Genomic DNA, 24,922 nt, shown 5'->3' on the forward strand with positions numbered 1-24,922 from the left:
CCAGAAAACCTGCGTTTGGGCCGGTTTGGCCACGCAACAGGCATGAATAGGGTGTTAAGGGCTTAGATGTCATAGTCCAAACCAGAAGTCACATAGATCACGATTGAATTTGCAAATCGATGTGATAGAGGGCATAGTCTCGACTTCTTTACACATCAGCCACGGTCGTGCCCATGCTAAATCGCTTCGCACCCCTCGTGCCTCTCGCACTCGTTACCCTGTTGTTTGGTTGCGCCACCCACACTCAAAACGTGGCTGAGCAGCAAAAACCACAGGTTCAAAATCAGGCAAAGTTCGTTGCAGCGCAGTCTTCTACTGTTTATGAAGAAGCTCTTTATAAAGAAGAGCAGGCTACTGAGAAAGAACTGGCTGCCTTCGCTGGCAACAAGCCTTACCAGCTTCCCGTTCTGGCCGACAGCATCCTCGAACGCGGCATGTCCCTGATCGGTACCCGTTACCGTTTCGGCGGTACCTCTGAAGCCGGTTTCGACTGCAGCGGCTTTATCGGCTACCTGTTCCGTGAAGAAGCCGGCATGAATTTGCCACGCTCTACACGCGAAATGATCAACGTGGATGCACCGTTGGTCGCACGCAACAACCTCAAGCCCGGTGATCTGCTTTTCTTTAGTACGGCAGGCCGTGGTCGTGTAAGCCACGCCGGTATCTACTTGGGCGATAACCAGTTTATCCACTCCAGCAGCCGTCGCAGTGGCGGTGTTCGAGTCGACAACCTGGGTGACAGCTACTGGAGCAAAACCTTCATCGAAGCCAAGCGCGCCCTCGCCATGGCCCCGACTACGGTTACCGCTAGTAAGTAAAGTTAAAGTGATACTTGAAGTTTGACGCGTAAGCGCTAGAATCCCTGGACATTGTTGTAATCCGTTCGCGCGAGCTTTGCTTGCGCGTTCTGGTTTTCAGCGTTCGGCAGCGAAAGCCGCATCCAGATCAGGATTGTTCTGCCCATGTCGACCTCAGCCCGCCTCATTCTTCTTGTTTGCGCCGCGCTCCTCAGCGCCTGCGCAAGCCGTCCACCGCCGCCTGCGCCTGTCGCGGTCAAGCCCAGGCCGGTGTTCAACTATTCGACCCAAAATTTCTCGCCAGCTGCCGAAGACGTGCTCTTCCGTGCGCTGGGCCTGGTCGGCACGCCTTACCGTTGGGGCGGCAACACCCCGGACTCCGGGTTCGATTGCAGCGGCCTGATCGGCTTTGTGTACCGTGACGCCGCCGGCATCAGCCTGCCACGCACCACCCGCGAACTGATCGTGATGCGCGCTCAGGATGTGAGCGAAAACAACCTGCAAACCGGCGACTTGATCTTCTTCGCCACCGGTGGCGGCTCGCGTGTAAGCCACGCAGGTATCTACGTGGGTGAGGGGCGATTCGTACATGCCCCGCAAACGGGCGGTACGGTGAAGCTGGACACCTTGTCCAAGGCCTATTGGCAGAATGCCTACCTGAGCGCCAAGCGCGTGTTGCCGGCAAGCCTGGCGCGTAATCCTTAAGCCACTCGGGCCCAAGTGTCTGAGCCGGCTTGTGTGGGAGCTGGCTTGCCTGCGATTCAGGCGGCTCGGTCTGTCAGTTAAACCGAGGCGATTCCATCGCAGGCAAGCCAGCTCCCACATGGGCCCCATACAAGGCAGTTACTTAACCGCCGACACCCGCCACACCTTATTCCCCACATCATCGGCCACCAGCAAATCCCCTTGCTGATCAATCACCACGCCCACCGGCCGGCCCATGGCTTTTTCGTCTTTATTGAGAAACCCGGTCAGCACGTCCACCGGCTGCCCCTTGGGTTGCCCACCCTCGAACGGCACGAAGATCACCTTGTAGCCACTGTGCGGTTTGCGGTTCCACGAACCATGCTGGCCAATAAACGCGCCGTTGCTGAACTGTGCCGGGAGTTTACTGCCCTCGGCAAACGTCAACCCAAGGGACGCGGTATGCGGCCCCACGGCATAGTCCGGGGCGATGGCCTTGGCGACCAGGTCGGGGTTTTGCGGTGAGACCCGCACGTCCACATGTTGGCCGTAGTAACTGAAGGGCCAGCCATAAAACGCGCCATCCTTGACCGAGGTGATGTAGTCCGGCACCAGGTCGCTGCCGATTTCATCGCGCTCGTTGACCGCCGTCCACAGCTTGCCGCTCTGCGGTTCCCAGGCCATGCCATTGGGGTTGCGCAAACCGGAGGCAAAGATACGGTGCTGGCCCGTCGCGCGGTCGACCTCCCAGATCGCCGCTCGGCCTTCCTCCGCCGCCAGGCCATTCTCACCGACATTGCTGTTGGAGCCGACACTCACATACAACTTACTGCCGTCCTTGTTGGCCACCACGTTTTTGGTCCAGTGGTGGTTGATGCTGCCGCCCGGCAGGTCGACCACCTTGGTGCCGGCCTCCTTGATCGCGGTTTCACCCGGCTGGTAAGGGAAGCGCAGCAGCTTGTCCGAATCGGCGACGTACAGGTCGTTACCCACCAGGGTCATGCCAAACGGTAAATTGAGGTTCTCCAGAAACACCGTGCGCGTCTCGGCCACGCCATCATGGTCGGCATCGCGCAGCAGTGTGATGCGGTTCGGGCTCGGCACGCCCGCGCCCGCGCGGCCCATGACCTTCTCCATCACCCAGCCACGAATGCCCGTGGCGTCATCCGGTTTGGGTGGCGAATTGGTTTCGGCTACCAGCACATCCCCGTTAGGCAAAACGTAGAGCCAGCGCGGGTGATCCAGGCCTTCGGCAAATGCCGCTACTTGAGTCCCGGCAGCGGCTGTCGGCTTGGCACCCTCCGGCCAGCCGATCGCCGGGGCGATGTTTACGGTGGGGATAAGGGTTTTGTTCGGCTCCGGCAGCTTGGGCGATGGCCCGGTGCCTTCCGAGACCTGCAGGGTAGAGCTTTCACCGCAGGCGGCGAGGGTGCCTGCCAGCATGATCAGTAAGGCGAGTCTGGTTTTGTGCATGGTTTTCTCCTTAATACCTGTAAAGGTAGAGAAGCGCGGCAGTCGGATGGTTCAAGTGCAAGGCCAGCTTTAATTGACGCTCCACCCCCAACCCACTAACCTTCGCGGCTTGTTCCAGGTGCTCTGTGGCCCATGTGCCGACAGAGTGAAACAGGGAAGCCGGTGAGTGAGCGCGTTTGTACACAGCGCAGCCGCAATTCCGGCGCTGCCCCCGCAACGGTAAATGAGTCAAAACGGTGCCTTTTGCCACTGTATCCGCGTGATATGGGAAGGCGCGCCGTTGGCCTGCTCGCGCTATCAGCAGAGCGCCACTCATGAGCCCGGAGACCGGCCTGGATCATCCAACAGCATCACGGTGGGCGATGCTTGGCTGTCTGTTTTTCTTTTTCCTGCCCGCCGTTTTTGTCCAGCCCCAACGGAGAGCTGCCATGACTGATTCCCCCGACCGCGACGAACGCCACCTGGCGCGCATGCTGCGCAAAAAAGCCGTGATCGACGAGCGTATCGCCAATTCCCCAAACGAATGCGGCTTGCTGCTGGTGCTGACCGGTAACGGCAAAGGCAAAAGCAGCTCGGCATTCGGCATGCTCGCCCGCGCCATGGGCCACGGCATGCAGTGCGGCGTGGTGCAGTTCATCAAGGGGCGTAACAGCACCGGCGAAGAGTTGTTCTTCCGGCGTTTCCCCGAGCAAGTGCGTTTCCATGTAATGGGCGAAGGCTTCACCTGGGAAACCCAGGACCGCCAGCGCGACATCGCCGCCGCCGAAGCCGCCTGGGCAGTTTCCCGCGAATTGCTGAAAGACCCGTCCATCGGCCTGGTGGTGCTGGACGAGTTGAACATCGCCCTCAAGCACGGCTACCTCGATCTGGACCAGGTGCTCAGCGACCTGCAGGCCCGCCCACCCATGCAGCACGTTGTGGTGACTGGCCGTGGCGCCAAGCCTGAACTGATCGAAATGGGCGACACCGTCACCGAAATGGGCATGCTCAAGCACGCGTTCCAGGCCGGTATCAAGGCACAGAAGGGCGTCGAACTTTGAACCAGCCCCGTCATTGCCCAGCCGTATTGATCGCCGCTCCGGCGTCCGGCCAGGGCAAAACCACCGTCACCGCCGCGCTCGCCCGCTTGCACCGCAACCTGGGGCGCAAGGTGCGCGTGTTCAAATGCGGGCCGGATTTTCTCGACCCGATGATCCACGAGCGCGCCAGCGGTGCGCCGGTGTATCAGTTGGACATGTGGATGGTGGGCGAGCGAGAAAGTCGCCGCTTGCTGTGGGAAGCAGCCGGCGAGGCTGACCTTATTCTCATCGAAGGCGTAATGGGGCTGTTTGACGGCACACCGTCGAGCGCCGACCTGGCGCGGCACTTTGGTGTGCCGGTGCTCGGGGTCATTGATGGCACCGCCATGGCCCAGACCTTTGGTGCCTTGGCCTTGGGCCTGGCGCGCTACCAGCCGGACTTGCCATTCGCCGGTGTGCTGGCCAATCGCGTTGGCACCCTGCGTCATGCGCAACTGCTCGAAGGCAGCCTCACCGAAGGCCTGCGCTGGTATGGCGCGTTGTCCCGTGAAACGGGAATTGAATTACCGAGTCGTCACCTGGGCCTGGTGCAAGCCAGTGAACTCAATGACCTCGATGCGCGCCTGGACGCCGCAGCCCAGGCGCTGGGCAGCAGCTGCGAAGTGGCGTTGCCGCCGCCGGTGACGTTCGCCGCGCCGCAACTGATTGAGGCTGAGCCGCTGTTGGCCGGTGTGCGTATTGCCGTAGCCCGTGATGAAGCCTTCGCTTTTACCTACGGCGCCAGCCTGGATCTGTTGCGGGCAATGGGCGCTGAGTTGAAGTTTTTCTCGCCGATCCATGATCACCAATTGCCCGACGCCGACAGCCTGTACTTGCCCGGCGGCTATCCCGAATTGCATCACCAGGCACTGTCTGAAAACACCCGGATGCTTGCGGCTATTCGCGCCCATCATGCGGCTGGCAAACCACTGCTGGCTGAATGTGGCGGCATGCTCTACCTGCTGGATTCGCTCACCGATGTGGACGGCGCCCGTGCCGAACTGGTCGGCCTGCTGCAAGGCGATGCGGTGATGCAAAAGAAACTTGCCGCCCTGGCCCTGCAAAGTGTCGAGTTGCCCGAAGGCGTGCTGCGCGGCCATACCTATCACCATTCCCTGACCAGCACCGAATGGCAGCCGATTGCCCGCGGCCTGAGCCCCAATGGCGGGCGCGGGGCGGAGGCGGTGTATCGGCAGGGGCGGATGACGGCTTCATACGTGCACTTTTATTTTCCGTCTAACCCGACGGCGGTGGCCGCACTCTTTGCGCCGAGCATTGAGACCGCTATCGCAGCGATGCGGCGACCCGACAAGCCAGCTCCCACAGGGGAATGCATTGCAAATGTGGGAGCGGGCTTGCCCGCGATAGGGCCATGACGGACAACGCCTATCCCCACGCCGACCGCCAAGCCGTCTACCGCGCCATCGCCGAACGCCGCGACATGCGCCACTTCACCGGCGGCACGGTCGCGCCCGAATTGCTGCACCGCCTGCTCCGGGCCGCACACCAGGCGCCCAGCGTGGGCTTGATGCAACCCTGGCGGTTTATCCGCATCAGCGACCGTCAACTGCGTGGGAATATTCAGCAATTGGTGGAGGAAGAACGCGTGCGCACCGCCGAAGCCCTGGGCGAGCGCTCCGACGAATTCATGAAGCTCAAGGTCGAAGGCATCCACGACTGCGCCGAAGTATTGGTGGCCGCGTTGATGGACGACCGCGAGCGCCATATTTTTGGCCGGCGCACCTTGCCGGAGATGGACATGGCGTCGCTGTCCTGCGCGATCCAGAATCTCTGGCTGGCCGCCCGTGTCGAGGGCATTGGTATGGGCTGGGTCTCGCTGTTCGAGCCACAAGCCCTGGCCGACCTGCTGGGCCTGCCGCCCGGCGCCAAACCCCTGGCCGTGTTGTGCCTGGGCCCGGTGGCCGAGTTCTACCCGGCACCGATGTTGCAACTCGAAGGCTGGACCGAACCACGGCCGCTGAGTGACATGTTGTATGAGAATGTGTGGGGAGTGAGTCAATGAGTGTGGCCTTGCTGTGTGTCGCTGCGGTGGCGCTGGATGCGCTGCTGGGTGAACCCAGGCGCTGGCATCCGCTGGTGGCGTTCGGCAATTTCGCCGGGCGCATCGAGCAACGTTTCAACACCGGTGGCCGTGGCTGGCGCAGCCACGGCGTGACCGCATGGTTTATCGCCGTGGTGCCGCTGACACTGCTGGCGACCGCGTTATCGTGGGCGCCCTATATCGGCTGGGTCCTGGAAATCCTGGCGCTGTACCTGGCGCTGGGCATGCGCAGCCTGGGTGAACATGTGATCCCGGTTGCGCAGGCGTTGCGCAGCGGTGACCTGGATGAAGCGCGCAAACGCGTGAGTTATCTGGTCAGTCGCCAGACCAGCGAGCTGGACAGCACCGAAGTCGCCCGCGCCGCCACCGAGTCAGTGCTGGAGAACGGCAGCGACGCGGTATTCGCCGCGTTGTTCTGGTTTGTGGTCGCCGGTGTGCCGGGCGTGGTGCTGTACCGCCTGAGCAACACCCTCGACGCCATGTGGGGCTATCGCAACGAACGCTTCGAGCGCTTCGGCTGGGCAGCGGCCAAGATCGACGATGTGCTCAACTATATTCCTGCACGGCTGGTGGCGCTGACCTACGCCGTTTTAGGCAAAACTCGCTTGGCGCTCAAATGCTGGCGCACCCAAGGCCCCACCTGGGACAGTCCCAACGCGGGTCCGGTGATGGCGGCCGGGGCGGGCGCCCTGGGCGTCGAGCTGGGTGGCGCGGCGATCTATCACGGCGAGCTGCATCAGCGTCCGCAGTTGGGCGAAGGCCCGGCCGCCGATGCCGACGCCATCGACCGTGGCTGGCAACTGGTGCAGCGTGGCGTTTGGTTATGGCTGTTGATCCTCTGCGCGGGGGCGCAATTGTATGCTTGAGCACGGTGGGCGCCTGCGTAAGGCGGTGATTGAATACGGGATTGCCGAGGCCGATTGGCTTGACCTGTCCAGCGGCCTCGCGCCCTGGCCCTGGTCGATCCCGGACATCCCGCTGCGCGCCTGGGCGCGTTTGCCGGAAGCCGACGACGGCCTGGAAAAGGCCGCCTGCGACTATTACGGTGCCGCCCACCTGCTGCCGGTGCCGGGCTCCCAGGCCGCGATCCAGCTGCTGCCGCGTCTGCGCCGCTCCGGCAAGGTTGGCGTGTTGTCGCCCTGTTACGCCGAGCACGCCGAAGCCTGGCGCCGCGCCGGGTATGTGGTGCGCGAAGTGCAGGAGCAGGAAGTCGACTTCTTTCTCGACAGCCTTGACGTGCTGGTGGTGGTTAACCCCAACAACCCCACCGGCCTTAGCCTGAGCCCGCAACGCCTGCTGGACTGGCACGCGCGGCTGGCCCAACGCGGCGGTTGGCTGGTGGTGGACGAGGCATTCATGGACGTCACTCCAGAGCTCAGCCTGGCCAGCCACACCCATCATGTCGGCCTGATTGTATTGCGCTCGTTCGGCAAATTTTTCGGCCTGGCCGGTGTGCGCCTGGGCTTCGTGCTGGCTGAGCGCCGGTTGCTGCGGCTGTTGGCCGAGCAGGTTGGGCCGTGGGCCGTCAGCGGGCCGACCCGCGTGCTCGGCCAAGTGTGCCTGCGTGATACCGCCGGGCAGGTTCGTCAGCGTGAGCGCTGTGTCGAAGCGGGCCGGCGCTTGTTTGACCTGCTCGAACGCCACGGCTTTCAACCCCACGGTGGCTGCGCCCTGTTCCAGTGGCTGATCACCCCGCACGCCGAACGCATGCATGAATTCATGGCCCAGCGCGGCATTCTGCTGCGCCTGTTTGTCCACGACAGCAGCCTGCGCTTTGGCTTGCCCGATACCGAGGCAGATTGGCTGCGACTCGACGAAGCCCTGGCTGTCTACAAGGAAGCACCATGAGTACGCTGATGGTGCAAGGCACCACCTCCGACGCGGGCAAAAGTACCCTGGTGACCGCGCTGTGTCGCTGGCTGGTGCGCCAAGGCATCGCGGTGGCGCCGTTCAAGCCGCAGAACATGGCGCTCAACAGTGCCGTGACCGCTGAAGGTGGCGAGATCGGCCGCGCCCAGGCGGTGCAAGCCCAGGCCGCCAACCTGGCGCCACACACTGACATGAACCCGGTGCTGCTCAAACCCAACAGCGACACCGGCTCCCAAGTCATCATCCATGGCCGCGCCGTGACCAGCATGAACGCTGTGGCCTATCACGACTATAAAGCCATCGCGATGCAGGCGGTGCTGGCCTCTCACACACGCCTGAGCGCGGCTTACCCGGTGGTGATGGTGGAAGGCGCGGGGTCGCCCGCCGAGATCAATCTGCGCGCCAATGACATTGCCAATATGGGTTTTGCCGAGGCTGTGGATTGCCCGGTGCTACTGATTGCCGACATCAATCGCGGCGGCGTGTTCGCCCATCTGGTCGGCACTCTGGAATTGCTTTCGCCAACCGAACAGGCGCGGGTCAAGGGCTTCATTATCAACCGTTTTCGCGGCGATATCGCCTTGCTGCAGCCTGGCCTCGACTGGTTGGAAGCGCGCACCGGCAAGCCGGTGGTGGGCGTACTGCCCTACGTGATGGACCTGCACCTGGAAGCCGAAGACGGCATCGACCAGCGCCAGATCGACAAGGCCGCCCAAGTGCTCAAGGTGGTGGTGCCGGTATTGCCGCGCATCAGCAACCACACCGATTTCGACCCGCTGCGCCTGCACCCGCAGGTGGATTTGCAGTTTGTCGGGCCGGGCCAGCCGATTCCGCCTGCCGACCTGATTATCCTGCCGGGCTCCAAAAGCGTGCGCAGTGACTTGGCCTATTTGCGCGCCAACGGCTGGGACACTGCCGTGGCGCGGCACTTGCGTTATGGCGGCAAGGTGCTGGGGATTTGCGGCGGCTTGCAGATGCTCGGCGAGCAGCTGCATGACCCGCTCGGGCTGGAAGGGCCGGCTGGCTCCAGTGAAGGCTTGGGGCTGTTGGCGTTCAGTACGACGCTGGAGGAAGAGAAGCAGCTGCGCAATGTGCGTGGGCGCTTGTTGCTGGAAGATGCCGAGGTCAGTGGTTATGAGATCCACGCCGGCGTGACTTGCGGTGAAGCGCTGGCGAACGCCGCCGTGCGGCTGGATGACGGCCGCAGTGACGGCGCCCAGAGTGCCGACGGGCAGATTCTCGGCACCTACCTGCATGGCCTGTTCGAAAGCCCCGCGGCGTGCAGCGCCTTGTTGCGCTGGGCTGGGTTGCAGGATGTGCAGGAGGTGGATTACCGCGCCTTGCGCGAGCGCGATATCGAGCGTTTGGCGGACCTGGTGGAGAACCACCTGGATACCGCGTTGTTGCGCAAGCTATGCGGGCTCTGACGGTGTACACCCAGTCCAAATGTGGGAGCTGGCTTGCCTGCGATGGCCATGGCTCAGCCACTGCATGCCTACCTGACTCACCCCACTTGCCGCGGCACACTTCAACCTCTCCACCCGCCGAACAAGGTGCCACCCCATGCATCAATTAATCCTCGGCGGTGCCCGCTCCGGCAAAAGCCGCCTGGCCGAAAAACTCGCCAGCGACAGCACCTTGCCCGTCATCTACATCGCCACCAGCCAGCCCTTGGACGGCGAGATGAGCGCGCGCGTCGCGCATCACCGTGAGCGGCGTCCCGATCATTGGGGCCTGATTGAAGAACCCATCGAGCTGGCCCGCGTACTGCGCGAAAACGCCGCTGCCGGTCGCTGCCTGCTGGTGGATTGCCTGACCCTGTGGCTCACCAACCTGCTGATGCTCGAAGACCCGGCGCGCCTGGCGCTGGAGCGCGATCAATTGCTGCAAACCCTGGCTGCACTGCCGGGTGAAATCATTTTTGTCAGCAACGAGACCGGAATGGGTGTCGTGCCGCTGGGCGAATTGACTCGCCGCTATGTGGATGAAGCCGGTTGGCTGCATCAAGCCTTGGCCGAGCGGTGTCAGCGTGTTGTCCTGACGGTTGCCGGCCTGCCCCTGACTTTGAAAGGTACTGCGTTATGACTGACACCTGGTGGCTCAACCCTTGTAAGGCTGTCGACGCCTCAGCGTACGAACAAGCGCTGGCGCGCCAGCAACAGCTGACTAAACCGGCCGGCTCGCTCGGCCAGCTCGAAGCTGTGGCGGTGCAACTGGCCGGCCTGCAAGGCCAGGTCAAACCGTTGGTGGACCAAGTGTGGATCGCCATTTTTGCCGGTGACCATGGCGTCGTCGCAGAAGGCGTGTCGGCGTTTCCCCAGGAAGTGACCGGGCAGATGCTGCACAACTTCGTCACTGGCGGCGCAGCCATCAGTGTGTTGGCACGTCAGCTGGATGCGCAGCTGGAAGTGGTCGACCTCGGCACGGTGACGCCCTCGCTGAACCTGCCCGGAGTGCGTCACCTGAACATCGGCGCGGGCACGGCGAATTTCGTCAACGGCCCAGCCATGACTGAAGCTCAGGGCTGCCTGGCGCTGCAAGCCGGTCGCGATAGCGCTCGGCGCGCTTTGGCCGGTGGCGCCCAGCTGTTTATCGGCGGTGAAATGGGCATCGGTAATACCACCGCCGCCAGCGCCTTGGCCTGTGCGTTGCTCGATTGCAAGGTCAGCGACCTTACAGGCCCGGGCACCGGTTTGAACGCCCGGGGCGTCAGCCACAAAGTGGCAGTTATCGAGCGCGCACTGGCGCTGCATGCCGGACAGCGCGATGACGCATTGCACACCCTGTTCAACCTCGGCGGGTTTGAAATTGCCGCGCTGGTCGGTGCCTACCTGGCCTGCGCACAAGAAGGCATCGTCGTGCTGGTGGACGGGTTTATCTGCACCGTCGCCGCACTGGTCGCCACGCGCCTGAACCCGGCGTGTCGAGAATGGCTGGTATTCGGCCATGGTGGCGCCGAGCCGGGCCATCGTCACGTACTGCAAAGCCTCAACGCCGAACCCTTGCTGCAACTCGGCCTGCGCCTGGGCGAGGGCAGTGGTGCGGCGCTGGCGGTGCCGTTGCTGCGCCTGGCGTGTGCGCTGCACGGGCAAATGGCGACATTCGCCGAAGCGGCTGTGGCAGACCGCCCGGCATGACCTTGCACCTGGACCTGCTGCGCCACGGCGAAACCGAGCTGGGCGGCGGCCTGCGCGGCAGCCTTGACGACGCCTTGACTGCCAAAGGTTGGGCACAGATGCGCGCCGCCGTAGCAGAGCAGGGGCCGTGGAATCGCGTGATCAGTTCGCCGTTGCAGCGTTGCGCGCTATTCGCCCAAGAGTTGGGCGCACGCCTGAGTGTGCCGGTGAATCTGGAAAAAGACCTGCAGGAGCTGCACTTCGGCGCGTGGGAAGGGCATAGCGCAGCGGCGCTGATGGAAACCGACGCTGAAGGGTTGGGGCTGTTCTGGGCCGATCCCTACAGCTTCACACCCCCTGAGGGTGAGCCGGTCAGCGACTTTTCACACCGTGTCCTCAGCGCCGTCTCGCGCTTGCACCAGGCTTATGCTGGTGAGCGCGTGTTGCTGATCAGCCACGGTGGCGTGATGCGTCTGCTATTGGCGCGAGCGCGAGGTTTGCCGCGCGAGCAGTTGTTGAATGTCGAGGTCGGCCATGGTGGGCTGTTCAGCCTGCATGTGGCTGCCGATGGTGTGTTGAAGGAAGGAACCTGACGATGCTGCCATTCTGGATCGCCCTGCAATTTCTCAGCAGCCTGCCGATTCGTTTGCCGGGCATGCCGCAGCCACAAGAGTTGGGGCGTTCGCTGCTGTTTTATCCCGTGGTCGGGCTGTTGTTCGGCGTGCTGTTATGGGCGCTGAACAGCGTATTGATGGGCGCGCCGTTGTTGCTGCATGCCGCCTTATTGCTGACCGCGTGGGTGTTGCTTAGCGGTGGCCTGCACCTGGACGGCCTGGCGGACAGCGCCGATGCCTGGCTCGGTGGCTTCGGCGACCGCGAGCGCACCCTGACCATCATGAAAGACCCGCGCAGCGGGCCGATTGCGGTGGTTACCCTGGGCTTGGTGCTGTTGCTCAAGTTCACCGCGCTGGTGGCGTTGATCGAGCAACGTAATGGCGCGGCATTGATCCTGGCGCCATTGATCGGGCGGGCGTCGATGCTGGCGCTGTTCCTTACCACGCGCTATGTGCGTGCAGGCGGTTTGGGTCAGGCGCTGTCGGACCATTTACCGCGGGTTGTCGGCCAACAAGTGCTGATCCTCAGTGGCCTGGCCTGCATTCTGATCGGCGGTTTCAGCGGCGGCATGGCTGTTCTGCTGGCGGCGCTGTGTTTTATCGGCCTGCGCCAATTGATGGTCAACCGGCTGGGTGGCACCACCGGCGACACAGCTGGCGCACTCCTGGAGTTGCTGGAAGTCGCGGTGTTGATCGGTTTGGCTCTGTAACACTTTCTTGCATTTCCTTAATCGCGGGTATATACACGTTCCATGCTTGCCTCCCAATGTTTATGCACCAACCTGCGACGTGCCGCCCGTGGCGTCAGCAGGCATTACGACGGCGCTCTCGACGGCTTCGGGATCAACGTCGCCCAGTATTCTTTGCTGTGCAACTTGCAGCGTCTCGACCAACCGAGCATTTCCAGCCTGGCCGACGCCATGGGTCTGGATCGCAGCACCTTGGGGCGCAACTTGCGGGTGCTGGAAGGCGAAGGCCTGGTGCAGTTGGTCGAGGGTGATGACTTGCGCAACCGCCTGGTGCTGTTGACGCAAGCCGGCGAAGAACGGCTGGCTGCGGCGTTGCCGGCGTGGGAAGCGGCGCAGCAAAAATTGATTGATCAGTTAGGCGCCGAAAAGCGCGAAACCTTGCTGGCCTTGCTGGATGAACTCGCCTGAGCGCGGGTTTGTTCGATTACAAGCGGGTATATACCCGCGAGCGGAGAATAAGAACATGACCTCGATGTGGCGCACCAGTGGTTGGATCCTTGTGGGGAGTGCGCTGATCCTGGCGTTGTCCTTGGGCGTGCGGCATGGTTTCGGCCTGTTCCTGGCGCCGATGAGCAACGAATTTGGCTGGGGGCGTGAGACGTTTGCCTTCGCGATTGCCCTGCAGAACCTGATCTGGGGCCTTGCGCAGCCGTTCACCGGCGCCCTGGCCGACCGTTTCGGCGCGACCAAAACGGTGTTCGTCGGCGGCGTACTGTACGCCGTGGGCCTGGTGTTGATGGGCATGTCCGATTCGGCGTGGTCATTGTCACTAAGTGCCGGCTTGCTGATTGGTATCGGCCTGTCGGGCACCTCGTTTTCGGTGATTCTCGGCGTGGTGGGCCGCGCCGTACCGCCGGAAAAACGCAGCATGGCCATGGGCATCGCCAGCGCCGCAGGCTCTTTTGGTCAGTTCGCCATGGTGCCCGGCACATTGGGCTTGATCGGCTGGCTGGGCTGGTCGGCCGCCTTGTTGGCGCTGGGGCTGATGGTGGCGCTGATTCTGCCGCTGGTGGCGATGCTCAAGGACAAGCCGCTGCCGGTGGTGACTGGCCAGCAAACCTTGCGCGAAGCCTTGAAGGAAGCCTGTTCCCATTCCGGCTTCTGGTTGCTGGCATTCGGCTTTTTTGTGTGCGGTTTCCAGGTGGTGTTTATCGGCGTGCACCTGCCGGCGTATCTGGTCGACCAGCATTTGCCGGCCACGGTGGGCACCACGGTGCTGGCCTTGATCGGTCTGTTTAATGTATTCGGCACCTACACCGCCGGCTGGCTCGGCGGGCGCATGTCCAAGCCGCGCTTGCTTACCGGCCTGTACCTGCTGCGTGCGGTCGTCATTGTGTTGTTCCTGTGGGCGCCGGTCACCGAAATCACTGCCTACCTGTTTGGCATGGCCATGGGCTTTTTGTGGCTGTCTACGGTGCCGCTGACTAATGGCACCGTCGCAACCTTGTTTGGTGTGCGAAACCTCTCGATGCTCGGTGGGATCGTGTTCCTGTTCCACCAAATCGGGTCGTTCCTCGGCGGCTGGTTGGGCGGGGTGGTCTATGATCGAACCGGCAACTACGATTTGATCTGGCAGGTGGCGATTCTGCTGAGCGTGCTCGCCGCCGCGCTGAACTGGCCGGTGCGCGAGCGGCCGGTGGCGCGCTTGCAGGCGCAGATGGAGGCGGCATGAGTGTGACGGCACGGTGTTTGACGGTAGCGGCGCTGGTCGTGCTGATGCTGCTGGCCTGGTGGGGCTGGCAGCGTGGTGGGCTGGCATTGATGCAACTGGGTATGTCGATCTGTTAAGTTCGTGGTCTGGAAATGTTAAGGACTCACGACATGCAGATGCGCTGGCTTGCAGTACCCGTCCTGATGGCCATTGGCAGTGTTGCCATGGCCGCTGATTGCCCACCGTTGCTTGAGGGCCAATTGCCCAAGCTGCGCGCCAAGGAATCCATCGATTTGTGCCAGCGCTTTGCCGGCAAACCCCTGATTATCGTCAACACCGCCAGCTTCTGCGGGTTCGCGCCACAGTTCAAAGGCCTCGAAGCCTTGTACCAGCGCTACAAGGGCCAGGGGCTGGAAGTGATTGGCGTGCCGTCCGATGACTTCAAGCAGGAAGCCAAGACCGGTGAAGAGACCGCCAAGGTCTGTTACGTGAATTACGGCGTGACCTTCACCATGACCGAACCGCAAAAAGTCAAAGGACCGGACGCGGTACACCTGTTCAAGGTGCTGGCGCAGCAGACCAGCGCGCCGAAATGGAATTTCTACAAGTACGTGGTCGACCGTCAAGGCAAGGTAATTGCCAACTTCTCCAGTTTGACCAAGCCGGACAGCCCGGACTTGATCAAGGCAGTGGAAGAAGCATTGGCTTCCAAACCCTGATCGTCGGCGATTAAAAAGCCCCGCCTCCTGTGCAGGAGAGCGGGGCTTTTTTAGATTCAGCTGGCGAGCCGGTCAGGCTCGCAGTGAATCAGAACTTGTAAGTCGCACCCAGGCCGTAACCCCAAGCGCTGTTTTTGTACTCGGCGTTGTAGGCGTTGCCCTTGCCGGTACGGTTGACGTTGACTTCTTCTTCCCACAGGTAGGAGACGGCAGCGTCGATCGTCCAGTCTTCGGTAGGGCTGAAGCCGGCACCAAAGCTGACAGCCTTACGGTCGCCAGTCGGGATACGCACCGAACGGTCGGTGTTGTTGGTAGGCGATTGGTCAACCGAGAAACCGGTGCGCAGTACCCACTGTTTGTTGACCTGGAACGAAGCACCGATGGCCGAGGCCCAGGTGTCATGCCAGTTCTGTGGCTCGTTGATGCGACCGATCGGGCCAGCCGCGCCACCCAGTGCAGGCGAAACGCCCGAGTTGTTGACGGTGATTTCTTTCAGGCGGCTCCAACGGGTCCACGTGGTACCCGCATACAACGTCCATTGGTCATCCAGCTTGTGGGTGATGGACATGTCGTAGGATTCTGGGGTGGTGATGTTCAACTTGGCGTCAAAACGCCCGCCGTTGAACGGACCAAAACCACGGCCGGAAATATCGGTGTGACCCGACAGGTTGTAGGAAACCTTGGAGGTGTACGTCAGGCCGATGTTGGTGCTCGCCCATGGCGTCACCAGAATACCGACTTTGTAGCCCCATGCGGTGTCATCGCCCTTGATGTCTACCAGGCCATCATTGCGGCCGAAGGTTTGCGCCAGCGGCGTCGACGAGGTCAGGTTACCGCTGATCTTGTTGAACGTCGGGCCGATACCCACGGACACGTATTCGTTGAAGGCGTAGCTGACAGTCGGCTGGAGGGTGACGACTTTAACGTCACTCTTCTTGCCGTAGTAACGGCCGCCGAAGCTGTCTTCGTAGTTGGTGATCAGGCCGAACGGCGCATACACACCCAGGCCGAACGCCAGGTCATCGGTCGCTTTTTTCACGGCAAACAACATCGGGACTTTGGTAAAAGGAACCATGTCACCGTCGTTGCTGCTGCCGGGTGGGCCACCGCTGGTGTTTTTGATATCGGTCTTGGCGTCGATAGCTGCGACACCGGCAGTGATTTGATCGCGCTTGAGGCGTGACATGCCGGCAGGGTTGCCAGCGACAGTGCTTGCATCATCGGCAGATGAGGAGCGGCCGGCGAAACCTGTACCCATCCCACTGATGCTTTGCTCGTTGAGGGCAAAGCCGCTCGCGAACAGTTGGGTGGAGGCCATGGCAACGGCGAGGCTAAGTGTGGTCTTGAGCATTACTTTTTTCATTATTAGAACTCCGTGGTGATCACCGCTGCGGAAAGTAACAATAAATTTAGGTTAGCGCTATAGGCTGTAATGCAGGAGATAGAGCGGTTTTGTAGGACAATCCGACCAGAATCGGGGTTTTTAGCCGAATCTTGCAAAACGCCTGGTCAACAAGTGACCTGATTCATGGATGAAACACAGGTCTGCCAGGCTTGGGTGAAGTCCCGCAGCCGACCTTGTGGGTGAAAAATTTCTTTCCAGATACGTGCCATTGCCAGTACATCGCCCGGCTGCGGCAGGGCAGGGCTGTGCTGCTCCACCAGCAGCCAGGCGATGGCGGTGGCGTAACGCAGATTGACGGTTAACTCAAGCTGGGGCGCACTGAGGAATGCGTGCTGACTGGCCAGGCCGCGTACCAGGCTGGCGCGCTCGGGGTCGCGCGCCAGGTAATGGTCCCAAAGGGCGCGGTGGCGCGGTTCGGTGATGCTGTATAGGCCGTGGCCACGCCGGTCGTGCAGGGCCGAGCCGAGTTCCGACTGGCTGGCAGCAATGCCCAGCAGCAGGGCTTCGGCTGTCGCATCATGGCGGCCGAGGTAAATCAACGTCGGCCGGATCACATAACGACACAATTCGCTGGCGGCGATACCCATACAAGCCTCGGTCCATGAAAGTGGTCGACGGTGCCTGAGAGGGGGCTTGGCAGCTGTGAATCGGATCTCAGGCCCGTCGCAAGCGGATCAAGCCGCTTGAGTTGAAGTGTAGTGTCATATTTACGATGTAAAGGACTGTTTTTAAAACATCTTCTTCATTTAGTTATAACGTTTATATCTATTTGAACTTAGCGAAAATGTTTCAATGCCGAATTTCAGGCAATAAAAAACCCTGCTTTTTAGACAGGGTTTTTGTGTTTCAGCGACTCGGGTCGATCAGGCAGTCAGTGCCTGACGGGTACGCTCGATCACGGCCTGCAGCGGCTCTGCGCTGGAGTATTGATCGGGGTACAGGCGTTCACTGTGACGAGCGATGCCGTGTTCGTTGACCAGGGTGAAGCTGAAGCAGCCTTTGCGAGCGGCCATGATCAGGCAGTTCATTGGTGCAAAAGCGTTGGTGAGGGTGCGAATGGCATCCTGAGTGTGGATTTGAGCGTTCATATTATTGGTGTTCCTACAAATGACACGGATAAGAACCGTGCAGCGTTAAAACGTTCCAGTAACGTTGATCACCATTGATCAAACGAAGAACCGACTGGAACAAAGCAGCCAGTTTGAAGCGCTATTAAGTTGGCGCGCTTGGGCTGGCAGGTAGGTACTTAGGAGGGCAGGCAGCACAACAGGGGCAAAGGTTCTGGGCCCGGGGTGAAGATCCTGATCAATTTGCAGGTTGGTTCGGTCAGAGTATTGAGACTTCGCGGCACCCTTTGCATGTTCAAAGGCAGTGTCGTCGCAAGTGATACCTGGAAACCATCGAGGTGGTCGGTCCCGTGTTGTTCAGGGGAGTTGTTCGACCAGAATTGACTTTCAGCTTGGTACTAACGCCGCGGATAGTAACGGATCGAAACCGGGAAGGGAAGCGGCTGAGCAAAAAACTTTTATCAGCTGCCTAGAAAGCCACGATAGACCAGCACTGTTACGGCGGCCGCCAGCGAGCAGCCCAGCACGTAGGCCGCGAGGGTCAGGCGCCAGGAGCGGCCGGTTTCGATCACCTTCATCACGTCGCGCATGTCATTGATCCGGCCTTCACCCAGCTCGATGCACAGGCTTACCGCAGTAAAGGCCGCTGATAACAGGATGGCGATGGCAAACAACGCCCCGTCAGGCGAGGGCAAAGCTGCATTGATTCCCAATGATGTCGCGCAGATGGCGAGCAGCAACACGGCGAACAACAGGATTCCTTTCATCTGCGCCTACAGGAGAGTGACATCGTTGGTGCAGCAGTGTGGCGAGCGCGGGCGGTTTTGAAAAGTGCTCTGTTTTGCAGGCTGGTTGCTCTGTGGCGGTAACATTTTCGGACAGATTGAAGCAAAAAGTGTCGGCGATATAACCAGTGGATGGGTACTTGTGCACATTCGTTGCGCGGTGTGTAACCACTCTGTCAACTGCCCGCAAGTGCAGTCGTTTGCCTGCAACGAAAATTTAAGTCAATGAAAAACATCGCTTTTTTTTATTGGTGAAAAAATCGTCAGTTTGACTGCGGCCCCCGTTTCATGGGGCTTTGAGCGGGTTCAAGGTGGGTTGTCCACTGAGTTATCCACAGCTTCTGTGGATTGTCCCGAGCGCTTGCTCTAGAACGGGCGTGTAGGATTTATCCAGCTTTACCTGCGCGAAAAAAAGAGTAGAGTGGCGCGCCTTCCAATCTGTCCCACAGTGCTTTATGAAGTTTCGCTCAGTATCACCCTCTGTTACCGATACCCCTCAAACTGTTACCACACCCAAGCGATTTTCGTTGAAGGTTGCCTTGTGGCTGCTCGACAGCCCGCGGCTGGGGCATAACGCCAACATCAAGCACTTCGCCGGGCGCTTGCTCAAGCAGCCGGCCCGCGATGGCGTGGTCGCCGCTCAAAGTCGGCTGGGCCAGTTGATGTGCCGCGAGTGCGGCAACGCCCGCGACCGCCGCATTGGCCACGACCTGCTGCGCCTGGCGGCTCGCGCTGGCGACCGCCGCGCCCTGCGCGAGTTGGGGCAGGTCGAAGACTGAGCTGTCCTCGAGCCCCATGCTTGGTTAACCTTGCTCCTTTTCGGTGATGGCAGAAATGGCTATGGTTTTTGACTGGACCAGTATTGCCTTGGGTCTGGCGGGTGCAGCAGTGCCTTTATTGGCCCTGTGCTGGCAGATTCAACGTCGACTGACCGCGCGCATGACCGGTTGGGAGCTGCTCGAAGAGCGCCTGGCAACCGCGCAACTGGCCCAGGAAGGGCTGGGCGCGCAACTGGACGCCAGCCGCGATGAAATCAGCGACCTCAGCCAGGCCAATGCCGCGAAACAGGCCGACCTGGCCGCCATGCGCCGCGAAGTTGAACTGCTGCAAATCGACCGCGATAACGCCCGCGATGCCGCCCATGCCTGGAACCTCGACCGCAGCGCCAAGGAAACCGAGCTGCGCCGCCTCGATGCGCTGTCAGCTGCCTTGCGCGCCGAATTGCGTGAACAACAGGACAGTCATCAACAACGCCTCGCCGACCTGCAAGGCTCGCGCGATGAGTTGCGCGCGCAGTTTGCCGAGCTGGCCGGGAAGATCTTCGATGAGCGTGAGCAGCGTTTCGCCGAAACCAGCCAGGAACGCCTCGGCCAGTTGCTTGACCCACTGAAGGAACGCATCCAGTCCTTCGAAAAGCGTGTGGAAGAAAGCTATCAGAACGAAGCCCGCGAGCGTTTTTCCCTGGCTAAAGAGCTTGAGCGTCTGCAGCAATTGAACCTGCGCCTGTCAGACGAAGCCACCAACCTGACCCGTGCTCTCAAGGGCCAGAAGACCCAGGGCAACTGGGGCGAACTGATTCTTGAACGGGTACTGGAACATGCCGGGCTGGAGAAGGGCCGCGAGTACCAGACCCAGGTGAGCCTCAAAGGGCCGGACGGCGAGCGCTTTCAGCCGGACGTGCTGATCATGTTGCCGGGCGACAAGCAGGTGGTGGTCGACTCCAAGGTCAGCCTCACGGCCTATCAGCAATACGTCGCGGCAGATGATGAGGTGATTGGCCAGGCGGCCCTCAAGCAGCATGTGCTGTCCCTGCGTAACCACGTCAAAGGCTTGGCCGGCAAGGATTACAAGCGTCTGGAAGGGCTGCACAGCCTGGATTTCGTGTTGCTGTTCGTGCCCATCGAGGCCGCATTTTCCGCCGCCCTGCAGGCCGAGCCGAACCTGTTTCAGGAGGCGTTTGACCGCCATATCGTGATTGTCAGCCCCACGACCTTGCTGGCTACCCTGCGAGTGATCGACAGCCTGTGGAAGCAGGAGCGCCAAAGCCAGAATGCGCGGGAAATTGCCGAACGGGCCGGCTGGCTGTACGACAAATTCGTGCTGTTCATCCAGGACCTGGATGAAGTCGGTAACCGTCTACAACAGTTGGATAAGGCTTACAGCGCGGCGCGTAACAAGCTGACAGATGGGCGTGGGAATCTGGTCAGCCGTACCGAGCAATTGCGGTTGCTGGGTGCGCGTGCGAGTAAAAGTCTGCCAGCGGATTTGCTTGAACGGGCGATGACCGATTCAGACGGCGTGGCGCATCTGCCTGAGTAAATGCAATCCAAAATGTGGGGCCGAGTACACTCTGTTTAAAGCGGCAAATGCCGACTCAACAGCGCCCGCAACGCCGCCGGCTTCACCGGCTTGGCCAAGTAATCCAACCCTGCCGCATGCACCTCGGCCACCATCTCCGGTCGCCCATCGGCACTGATCACCACCCCGGGAATCGGTTCTGCCAACTGCGCCCGCAGCCAGCCCATCAGCTCCGTGCCCGTCTCGCCGTGGTCCAGGTGGTAATCCACCAACGCCAGTTGCGGGCGCACGCCCTCGGCCAGCAGTGCCGCGCACTGCGCCTGGTCGGTGGCCGTCCACACTTCGCAGCCCCAGCGCGTCAGCAGGCTGCGCATGCCGATCAGGATGCTTTCCTCGTTATCCACACACAGCACCTGCGCGCCGCTTAATGGCAGCCCATTGTCTGGCGCGATCTTGGCCTGCGGGCTGGCCTGGTTACGCGCCAGCGGCACGCGCACGCTGAACACGCTGCCTTTGCCCGGCCACGAGCGCACGCTCAACGTATGCCCGAGCACGCGGCACAGGCCGTCAGCGATTGCCAAACCCAGGCCCAGACCCTTCTCGGCGCGGGTCTGGTGGCTGTCCAGGCGCTTGAACTCTTCAAAGATGACCTTCTGTTTATCCAGCGGGATGCCAGGGCCACGGTCCCACACTTCCAGGCACAATTCGTCCTTGCGCCTGCGCACGCCCAAAAGCACGGGGCCGTCGGCATAGCGGAACGCGTTGGTGAGAAAATTCTGCAGAATCCGCCTGAGCAACTTGATGTCACTGTCTATCCGCAACCGGCTGCCGCGCAGGCGGAAGCGCAGGTTCTGCTCCTGAGCCAGCGCCTTGAATTCGGCGCCGAGGGTGTCGAACAGCTCGTTGAGCACAAAGGGCTGCCGCTGCGGGTTGATCTTGCCGTTTTCCAGGCGTGAAATATCCAACAAGTCGCTGATCAAGTCTTCGGCCGAGCGCAGCGAGCTGTCCAAATGTTGCACCAATTGCCGCGCGTCGGCAGACAGGCCGTCGTGCTGGTGGGAAAGGGCTGCGGAGAACAGGCGTGCAGCGTTCAAGGGTTGCATCAGGTCGTGGCTGACAGCCGCAAGGAAGCGGGTCTTAGACTGGCTGGCGGATTCGGCCACGCCCTTGGCGTCGGTCAAAGCGACATTGAGCTGGGAAAGCTCATGGGTACGCTCGGTCACCCGTTGCTCAAGGCCTTCGTTGGCCTCGGTCAGCGCCTGCTCGGCCTCCCGGAACGCAGTGATGTCGGTAAAGCTCATGACAAACCCACCGCCGGGCATCGGGTTGCCGATCAGCTCAATCACGCGGCCATTCGGGAACAAACGCTCGGAGGTGTGCGCGCGGCCTTGGCGCATCCAATGCAGGCGGCGCGCGACGTGCACCTGGGCCTCACCCGGCCCACACAGGCCGCGCTCGGCGTTGTAGCGAATAATGTCGGCAATCGGCCGGCCCACGCTGATCAGGCCTTCAGGGTAGTTGAACAGCTCCAGGTAGCGGCGGTTCCAGGCCACCAGCTTGAGGGACTGGTCGACCACACTGATGCCTTGGGTGATGTTTTCGATCGCGCCTTGCAGTAATGCGCGGTTGAATTGCAACACCTCGGAGGCTTCGTCGGCGATGCGTACTACGTCCTCCAGCTGCATCTCCCGGCCTTCAATCGCGGCTTTTACCACTGCGCGTGTCGAAGAGGCGCCGAGCACGCCGGCCAGCAGGCGTTCGGTGTGGGCGATCCAGTCGTTATCGGCATTCTGGTTGGGGTTGAAACCTTTGCCTTGGCGATAGGCAAATCGGATAAAGCTCTGCTCGGCGCGTTCCTTGCCGACAAAACGTGCCGCGAGGCTGAGCAGGTCGCTGATTTGCACCGACAGCATCGAGCGCGCATTGGCGCGCTGGCTGATTTCCTGGCCGATAAAGCGCCCGGCCTGCCAATGCTCGGATACCCGTGTGCGCGACAGCATCGAGACCCACACAAACAGCGTGAAATTGCCCGCAAGAGAAAACACAGTACCCAGGGTCAACGAGGTGACGGTGAAACCAAAGGGGTGCGAATGCATCCACGTCAGGCCGGGGAAAAGGCTCAACGACCACCCCAGGCTTTTCGCCGTCACCGGCAGGACCAAGGTGTAGAACCACAAGAAAGTGCCAGCCGCCAAGCCGGCAAATACGCCTCGTCGGTTGGCCTGCTTCCAATACAACGCGCCAAGCATCGCTGGCGCCAGTTGGGTAACGGCGGCAAACGCGATCTGGCCGATGGTTGCCAGGCTCGCGCTGGAGCCGAGCAGGCGGTAACTCACGTAGGCCAGCAACAGGATGATCACAATGCTGACGCGGCGCACCGACAGCATCCAGTGGCGGAACACTTCGAACGGCCGCTCTGCGCTGGAGCGGCGCAACAGCCACGGCAGCAACATGTCGTTGGAGACCATGGTCGACAAGGCAATGCTCGCCACAATCACCATGCCGGTGGCCGCCGAGGCGCCGCCGATAAACGCCAGCACGGCAAGGGCCGGGTGCGCTTCGGCCATGGGCAGGCTGATCACGTAGGAGTCCGGCAATACCGAGGCGGGCAAGAGCATTTTGCCGCCGAGGGCGATAGGGATGACGAACAGTGCGGCGAGGATCAGGTACGCCGGGAACACCCACTTGGCCAGGCGTAAATCCTGCGGGTCGATGTTCTCTACCACGGTGACGTGAAACTGCCGGGGCAGGCAGATAATCGCCATCATCGCTACGCCGGTCTGCACCACCATCGATGGCCAGTTAATGGTTTCTGTCCAGTATTCTTCAAGGCGCGGGGCGAGCATGGCCTGGCTGAACAGATCGCCAAAACCATCGTATAGGCCGAAGGTCACGAATGCGCCTACCGCCAGAAAGGCGAACAGCTTGACCAGGGATTCAAACGCAATCGCCAGCACCATGCCACGGTGGTGTTCGGTGGCATCGAGGTTGCGGGTACCGAACACAATGGTGAACAGCGCCAATACCAGCGACACGATCAACGCGGTGTCCTGGGCGCGGGTGCCGGTGGTGTCGGGGCCGGAACCGATCAACAGGTTCACGCCCAGCACGATGCCTTTGAGTTGCAGAGCGATATAGGGCAGCACGCCGACCAGGCAGATCAGCGCCACCACCACCGCCAACGATTGGGATTTGCCGTAGCGTGCGGCGATAAAGTCGGCAATGGAGGTGATGTTTTCCTGTTTGCTGATCAGAATCATCTTCTGCAACACCCAAGGTGCCAGCACCAGCAGCAGGACAGGTCCCAGGTAGATCGGTAAAAACGCCCACAGCTGCTCGGCGGCCTGGCCTACGGCGCCGAAGAAGGTCCAACTGGTGCAGTAAACGGCCAGCGACAGGCTGTATACCCAGGCACGTATTCGTGGCGGTAGCGGCGCGTGGCGGCGATCACCGTAAAAGGCGATGGCAAACATAATGGCCATATAGGCCAGGGCAACGGCGGCGATCAGCCCGCTGGACAGCGTCATGGTAACTCCGAGCATAAGAACACCCGGGCATTCCGAGCCCGGTGGGACAGTCTCGCATGATGCTGGGGGTTAGTCAGTGTCGACCAAGGTCGTGTGAGGGGGGGCGGGGTGGGGTGTATATCCGTTGCTGCGGTAACGGCTGCCTATGGTTCCGCTTTTACAGCGGCTCACTTTTGTGTAACCCATGTGGTTGTCCCGTACACGCCCCAACACTCGGTGCCTCGCTGTGGCTCGGCATGCCCGCAATCCGACACTGATTTGGGGGGGGCGATTTCAGATCAAGATCACGATCAAAAGCGCAGATCAAAAGACCGCTGACTTCGTCATCGAAAAGGATGTAAGAGCCGGAGCAACAGCAACAGCAACAGTAGAGCCATACTCGGTCAACTGTGGGAGCTGGCTTGCCTGCGATGGCATCAACTCTGTGTACCTGACACACCGAGGTGTCTGCATCGCAGGCAAGCCAGCTCCCACATTTAGACCGCGTTGCATCAGGTAAATAGGCTTTTGCCTTGCACTTTGGACTTTTGGCTGGGCCGGCATTCCGGGCGTTTGCCAAAAGTGACCCGCTGTAAAAGCGGAACCATAGGCCGCCGTTACCGCGGCAATGGATATACCCGCCACCCGCCACCACGAAAAAACGCGCTCACCGCCGCGGCAGGGTTTTCTGACGCAAGATGTAAATGCTCACCAACACTGCACTGGTCAGCATAAACCCACGTGCCCAAGGCAGCGGCACCAGGTAGCAGGAAAAACCAATGCTCAGCCACATCAGGCCGATGGCGTAGACCTTGCCCTTGAGCGGAATGCCATTGCCGTCCAGATAGTCTTTGATCCACGGCCCCAGGCGCGGGTGTTCCACCAGCCATTGGTAGAAGCGCGGGGAGCTTCGAGCGAAGCAGGCGGCTGCGAGTAGCAGGAAGGGCGTGGTCGGCAATACCGGCAGGAAGATACCGATCACGCCCAGCGCTACGCTCAGCCAGCCGATGGCCAGCAGCACGTAGCGCAGGAGCAGTGAGCGCTTGCCCATGGGTGTCATGGGCAACCG

General features: G+C 61.2%; 24 protein-coding genes and 1 riboswitch. Of the genes, 17 read left to right on the forward strand and 7 right to left on the reverse strand.

From position 1 onward, the window contains the following. Positions 1–173 precede the first annotated feature (173 nt). Both ACQY47_RS23310 and ACQY47_RS23315 read left to right on the forward strand, forming a co-directional pair. Positions 174–818: a C40 family peptidase gene (locus ACQY47_RS23310; protein ID WP_017134885.1), complete on the forward strand. Its 645-nt coding sequence runs from the start codon at positions 174–176 to the stop codon at positions 816–818. 144 nt (positions 819–962) lie between these two features. Next, positions 963–1,502 carry a C40 family peptidase gene (locus ACQY47_RS23315; RefSeq protein ID WP_017134887.1) on the forward strand — a complete coding sequence of 180 codons (540 nt, stop codon included), beginning with the start codon at positions 963–965 and terminating at the stop codon, positions 1,500–1,502. Between the two features lie 138 nt (positions 1,503–1,640). On the opposite strand, the gene ACQY47_RS23320 is transcribed toward ACQY47_RS23315, so the two are convergent. After that, entirely contained in the window at positions 1,641–2,954 is a 1,314-nt protein-coding gene (locus tag ACQY47_RS23320) for a PQQ-dependent sugar dehydrogenase (protein ID WP_428552278.1), read from the reverse strand. Between the two features lie 99 nt (positions 2,955–3,053). Beyond that, a riboswitch (cobalamin riboswitch) is annotated at positions 3,054–3,304 on the forward strand. 78 nt (positions 3,305–3,382) lie between these two features. Here ACQY47_RS23320 and cobO point away from each other — a divergent pair. The 13 genes from cobO to ACQY47_RS23385 all read left to right on the forward strand — a co-directional run bounded on the left by cobO (position 3,383) and on the right by ACQY47_RS23385 (position 14,792). Beyond that, a complete protein-coding gene (gene cobO / locus ACQY47_RS23325; RefSeq protein WP_428552281.1) occupies positions 3,383–3,994 on the forward strand; it encodes a cob(I)yrinic acid a,c-diamide adenosyltransferase in 612 nt (203 codons plus the stop codon). After that, complete coding sequence (locus tag ACQY47_RS23330) at positions 3,991–5,388, forward strand: cobyrinate a,c-diamide synthase (protein WP_428552284.1); 1,398 nt, start codon at positions 3,991–3,993, stop codon at positions 5,386–5,388. The genes cobO and ACQY47_RS23330 overlap by 4 nt, the downstream gene beginning before the upstream one ends. Then, complete coding sequence (bluB, locus tag ACQY47_RS23335; RefSeq protein WP_428552287.1) at positions 5,385–6,035, forward strand: 5,6-dimethylbenzimidazole synthase; 651 nt, start codon at positions 5,385–5,387, stop codon at positions 6,033–6,035. Before ACQY47_RS23330 ends, bluB begins: the two co-directional genes overlap by 4 nt. Further along, entirely contained in the window at positions 6,032–6,940 is a 909-nt protein-coding gene (gene cbiB, locus ACQY47_RS23340) for an adenosylcobinamide-phosphate synthase CbiB (protein ID WP_236447266.1), read from the forward strand. Before bluB ends, cbiB begins: the two co-directional genes overlap by 4 nt. After that, complete coding sequence (cobD, locus tag ACQY47_RS23345; protein WP_017134892.1) at positions 6,933–7,922, forward strand: threonine-phosphate decarboxylase CobD; 990 nt, start codon at positions 6,933–6,935, stop codon at positions 7,920–7,922. The genes cbiB and cobD overlap by 8 nt, the downstream gene beginning before the upstream one ends. Beyond that, complete coding sequence (locus ACQY47_RS23350; protein WP_428552292.1) at positions 7,919–9,370, forward strand: cobyric acid synthase; 1,452 nt, start codon at positions 7,919–7,921, stop codon at positions 9,368–9,370. The genes cobD and ACQY47_RS23350 overlap by 4 nt, the downstream gene beginning before the upstream one ends. A gap of 136 nt (positions 9,371–9,506) precedes the next feature. Continuing rightward, positions 9,507–10,028, forward strand: coding sequence for a bifunctional adenosylcobinamide kinase/adenosylcobinamide-phosphate guanylyltransferase (gene cobU, locus ACQY47_RS23355; RefSeq protein ID WP_177034580.1), 522 nt, complete (start codon positions 9,507–9,509; stop codon positions 10,026–10,028). Beyond that, positions 10,025–11,080: a nicotinate-nucleotide--dimethylbenzimidazole phosphoribosyltransferase gene (gene cobT / locus ACQY47_RS23360; RefSeq protein WP_428552296.1), complete on the forward strand. Its 1,056-nt coding sequence runs from the start codon at positions 10,025–10,027 to the stop codon at positions 11,078–11,080. Before cobU ends, cobT begins: the two co-directional genes overlap by 4 nt. Further along, the gene (gene cobC, locus ACQY47_RS23365) at positions 11,077–11,652 is read left to right on the forward strand and encodes an alpha-ribazole phosphatase family protein (protein ID WP_428552299.1); all 576 of its coding nucleotides are present in this window, start codon (positions 11,077–11,079) and stop codon (positions 11,650–11,652) included. The genes cobT and cobC overlap by 4 nt, the downstream gene beginning before the upstream one ends. A gap of 2 nt (positions 11,653–11,654) precedes the next feature. After that, positions 11,655–12,383, forward strand: coding sequence for an adenosylcobinamide-GDP ribazoletransferase (locus ACQY47_RS23370; RefSeq protein ID WP_176991398.1), 729 nt, complete (start codon positions 11,655–11,657; stop codon positions 12,381–12,383). Between the two features lie 42 nt (positions 12,384–12,425). Further along, complete coding sequence (locus ACQY47_RS23375) at positions 12,426–12,830, forward strand: MarR family winged helix-turn-helix transcriptional regulator (protein ID WP_017134898.1); 405 nt, start codon at positions 12,426–12,428, stop codon at positions 12,828–12,830. Positions 12,831–12,894: 64 nt separating this feature from the next. Next, on the forward strand, positions 12,895–14,094 hold the full coding sequence (locus tag ACQY47_RS23380) for an MFS transporter (RefSeq protein ID WP_178075639.1): 1,200 nt from the start codon (positions 12,895–12,897) through the stop codon (positions 14,092–14,094). A gap of 149 nt (positions 14,095–14,243) precedes the next feature. Then, on the forward strand, positions 14,244–14,792 hold the full coding sequence (locus tag ACQY47_RS23385) for a glutathione peroxidase (RefSeq protein WP_428552304.1): 549 nt from the start codon (positions 14,244–14,246) through the stop codon (positions 14,790–14,792). An 88-nt stretch (positions 14,793–14,880) separates the two neighbouring features. On the opposite strand, the gene ACQY47_RS23390 is transcribed toward ACQY47_RS23385, so the two are convergent. The 4 genes from ACQY47_RS23390 to ACQY47_RS23405 form a co-directional block, all read right to left on the reverse strand. Further along, positions 14,881–16,155: an OmpP1/FadL family transporter gene (locus tag ACQY47_RS23390; RefSeq protein ID WP_017134902.1), complete on the reverse strand. Its 1,275-nt coding sequence runs from the start codon at positions 16,153–16,155 to the stop codon at positions 14,881–14,883. 146 nt (positions 16,156–16,301) lie between these two features. Further along, positions 16,302–16,784, reverse strand: coding sequence for a hypothetical protein (locus ACQY47_RS23395; protein WP_395600747.1), 483 nt, complete (start codon positions 16,782–16,784; stop codon positions 16,302–16,304). A 276-nt stretch (positions 16,785–17,060) separates the two neighbouring features. Next, positions 17,061–17,285, reverse strand: a complete 225-nt coding sequence (locus ACQY47_RS23400) for a hypothetical protein (protein WP_005790139.1) — start codon at positions 17,283–17,285, stop codon at positions 17,061–17,063. A gap of 440 nt (positions 17,286–17,725) precedes the next feature. Next, entirely contained in the window at positions 17,726–18,031 is a 306-nt protein-coding gene (locus ACQY47_RS23405; protein WP_099548862.1) for a hypothetical protein, read from the reverse strand. Between the two features lie 473 nt (positions 18,032–18,504). Between ACQY47_RS23405 and ACQY47_RS23410 the strand changes: the two genes are divergently transcribed. Together ACQY47_RS23410 and rmuC are read left to right on the forward strand one after the other, a co-directional pair. Beyond that, positions 18,505–18,828: a hypothetical protein gene (locus ACQY47_RS23410; RefSeq protein WP_099548863.1), complete on the forward strand. Its 324-nt coding sequence runs from the start codon at positions 18,505–18,507 to the stop codon at positions 18,826–18,828. Between the two features lie 175 nt (positions 18,829–19,003). Further along, complete coding sequence (rmuC, locus tag ACQY47_RS23415) at positions 19,004–20,368, forward strand: DNA recombination protein RmuC (RefSeq protein WP_428557381.1); 1,365 nt, start codon at positions 19,004–19,006, stop codon at positions 20,366–20,368. 35 nt (positions 20,369–20,403) lie between these two features. On the opposite strand, the gene ACQY47_RS23420 is transcribed toward rmuC, so the two are convergent. Then, a complete protein-coding gene (locus tag ACQY47_RS23420) occupies positions 20,404–23,874 on the reverse strand; it encodes a hybrid sensor histidine kinase/response regulator (protein WP_017134907.1) in 3,471 nt (1,156 codons plus the stop codon). A gap of 646 nt (positions 23,875–24,520) precedes the next feature. Then, entirely contained in the window at positions 24,521–24,913 is a 393-nt protein-coding gene (locus ACQY47_RS23425) for a YbaN family protein (RefSeq protein WP_428552311.1), read from the reverse strand. Positions 24,914–24,922: the final 9 nt, after the last annotated feature.

The sequence above is a fragment of the Pseudomonas edaphica genome (genome assembly GCF_965277385.1).
Lineage (GTDB): Bacteria > Pseudomonadota > Gammaproteobacteria > Pseudomonadales > Pseudomonadaceae > Aquipseudomonas > Aquipseudomonas edaphica.

Coding starts and splice junctions, on each gene's coding strand:
- ACQY47_RS23310 (WP_017134885.1), top strand. CDS start 174: ATGCTAAATCGCTTCGCACCCCTCGTGCCTCTCGCACTCGTTACCCTG.
- ACQY47_RS23315 (WP_017134887.1), top strand. CDS start 963: ATGTCGACCTCAGCCCGCCTCATTCTTCTTGTTTGCGCCGCGCTCCTC.
- ACQY47_RS23320 (WP_428552278.1), bottom strand. CDS start 2,954: ATGCACAAAACCAGACTCGCCTTACTGATCATGCTGGCAGGCACCCTC.
- cobO (WP_428552281.1), top strand. CDS start 3,383: ATGACTGATTCCCCCGACCGCGACGAACGCCACCTGGCGCGCATGCTG.
- bluB (WP_428552287.1), top strand. CDS start 5,385: ATGACGGACAACGCCTATCCCCACGCCGACCGCCAAGCCGTCTACCGC.
- cbiB (WP_236447266.1), top strand. CDS start 6,032: ATGAGTGTGGCCTTGCTGTGTGTCGCTGCGGTGGCGCTGGATGCGCTG.
- cobD (WP_017134892.1), top strand. CDS start 6,933: ATGCTTGAGCACGGTGGGCGCCTGCGTAAGGCGGTGATTGAATACGGG.
- ACQY47_RS23350 (WP_428552292.1), top strand. CDS start 7,919: ATGAGTACGCTGATGGTGCAAGGCACCACCTCCGACGCGGGCAAAAGT.
- cobU (WP_177034580.1), top strand. CDS start 9,507: ATGCATCAATTAATCCTCGGCGGTGCCCGCTCCGGCAAAAGCCGCCTG.
- cobT (WP_428552296.1), top strand. CDS start 10,025: ATGACTGACACCTGGTGGCTCAACCCTTGTAAGGCTGTCGACGCCTCA.
- cobC (WP_428552299.1), top strand. CDS start 11,077: ATGACCTTGCACCTGGACCTGCTGCGCCACGGCGAAACCGAGCTGGGC.
- ACQY47_RS23370 (WP_176991398.1), top strand. CDS start 11,655: ATGCTGCCATTCTGGATCGCCCTGCAATTTCTCAGCAGCCTGCCGATT.
- ACQY47_RS23375 (WP_017134898.1), top strand. CDS start 12,426: ATGCTTGCCTCCCAATGTTTATGCACCAACCTGCGACGTGCCGCCCGT.
- ACQY47_RS23380 (WP_178075639.1), top strand. CDS start 12,895: ATGTGGCGCACCAGTGGTTGGATCCTTGTGGGGAGTGCGCTGATCCTG.
- ACQY47_RS23385 (WP_428552304.1), top strand. CDS start 14,244: ATGCAGATGCGCTGGCTTGCAGTACCCGTCCTGATGGCCATTGGCAGT.
- ACQY47_RS23390 (WP_017134902.1), bottom strand. CDS start 16,155: ATGAAAAAAGTAATGCTCAAGACCACACTTAGCCTCGCCGTTGCCATG.
- ACQY47_RS23395 (WP_395600747.1), bottom strand. CDS start 16,784: ATGGGTATCGCCGCCAGCGAATTGTGTCGTTATGTGATCCGGCCGACG.
- ACQY47_RS23400 (WP_005790139.1), bottom strand. CDS start 17,285: ATGAACGCTCAAATCCACACTCAGGATGCCATTCGCACCCTCACCAAC.
- ACQY47_RS23405 (WP_099548862.1), bottom strand. CDS start 18,031: ATGAAAGGAATCCTGTTGTTCGCCGTGTTGCTGCTCGCCATCTGCGCG.
- ACQY47_RS23410 (WP_099548863.1), top strand. CDS start 18,505: ATGAAGTTTCGCTCAGTATCACCCTCTGTTACCGATACCCCTCAAACT.
- ACQY47_RS23420 (WP_017134907.1), bottom strand. CDS start 23,874: ATGACGCTGTCCAGCGGGCTGATCGCCGCCGTTGCCCTGGCCTATATG.
- ACQY47_RS23425 (WP_428552311.1), bottom strand. CDS start 24,913: ATGACACCCATGGGCAAGCGCTCACTGCTCCTGCGCTACGTGCTGCTG.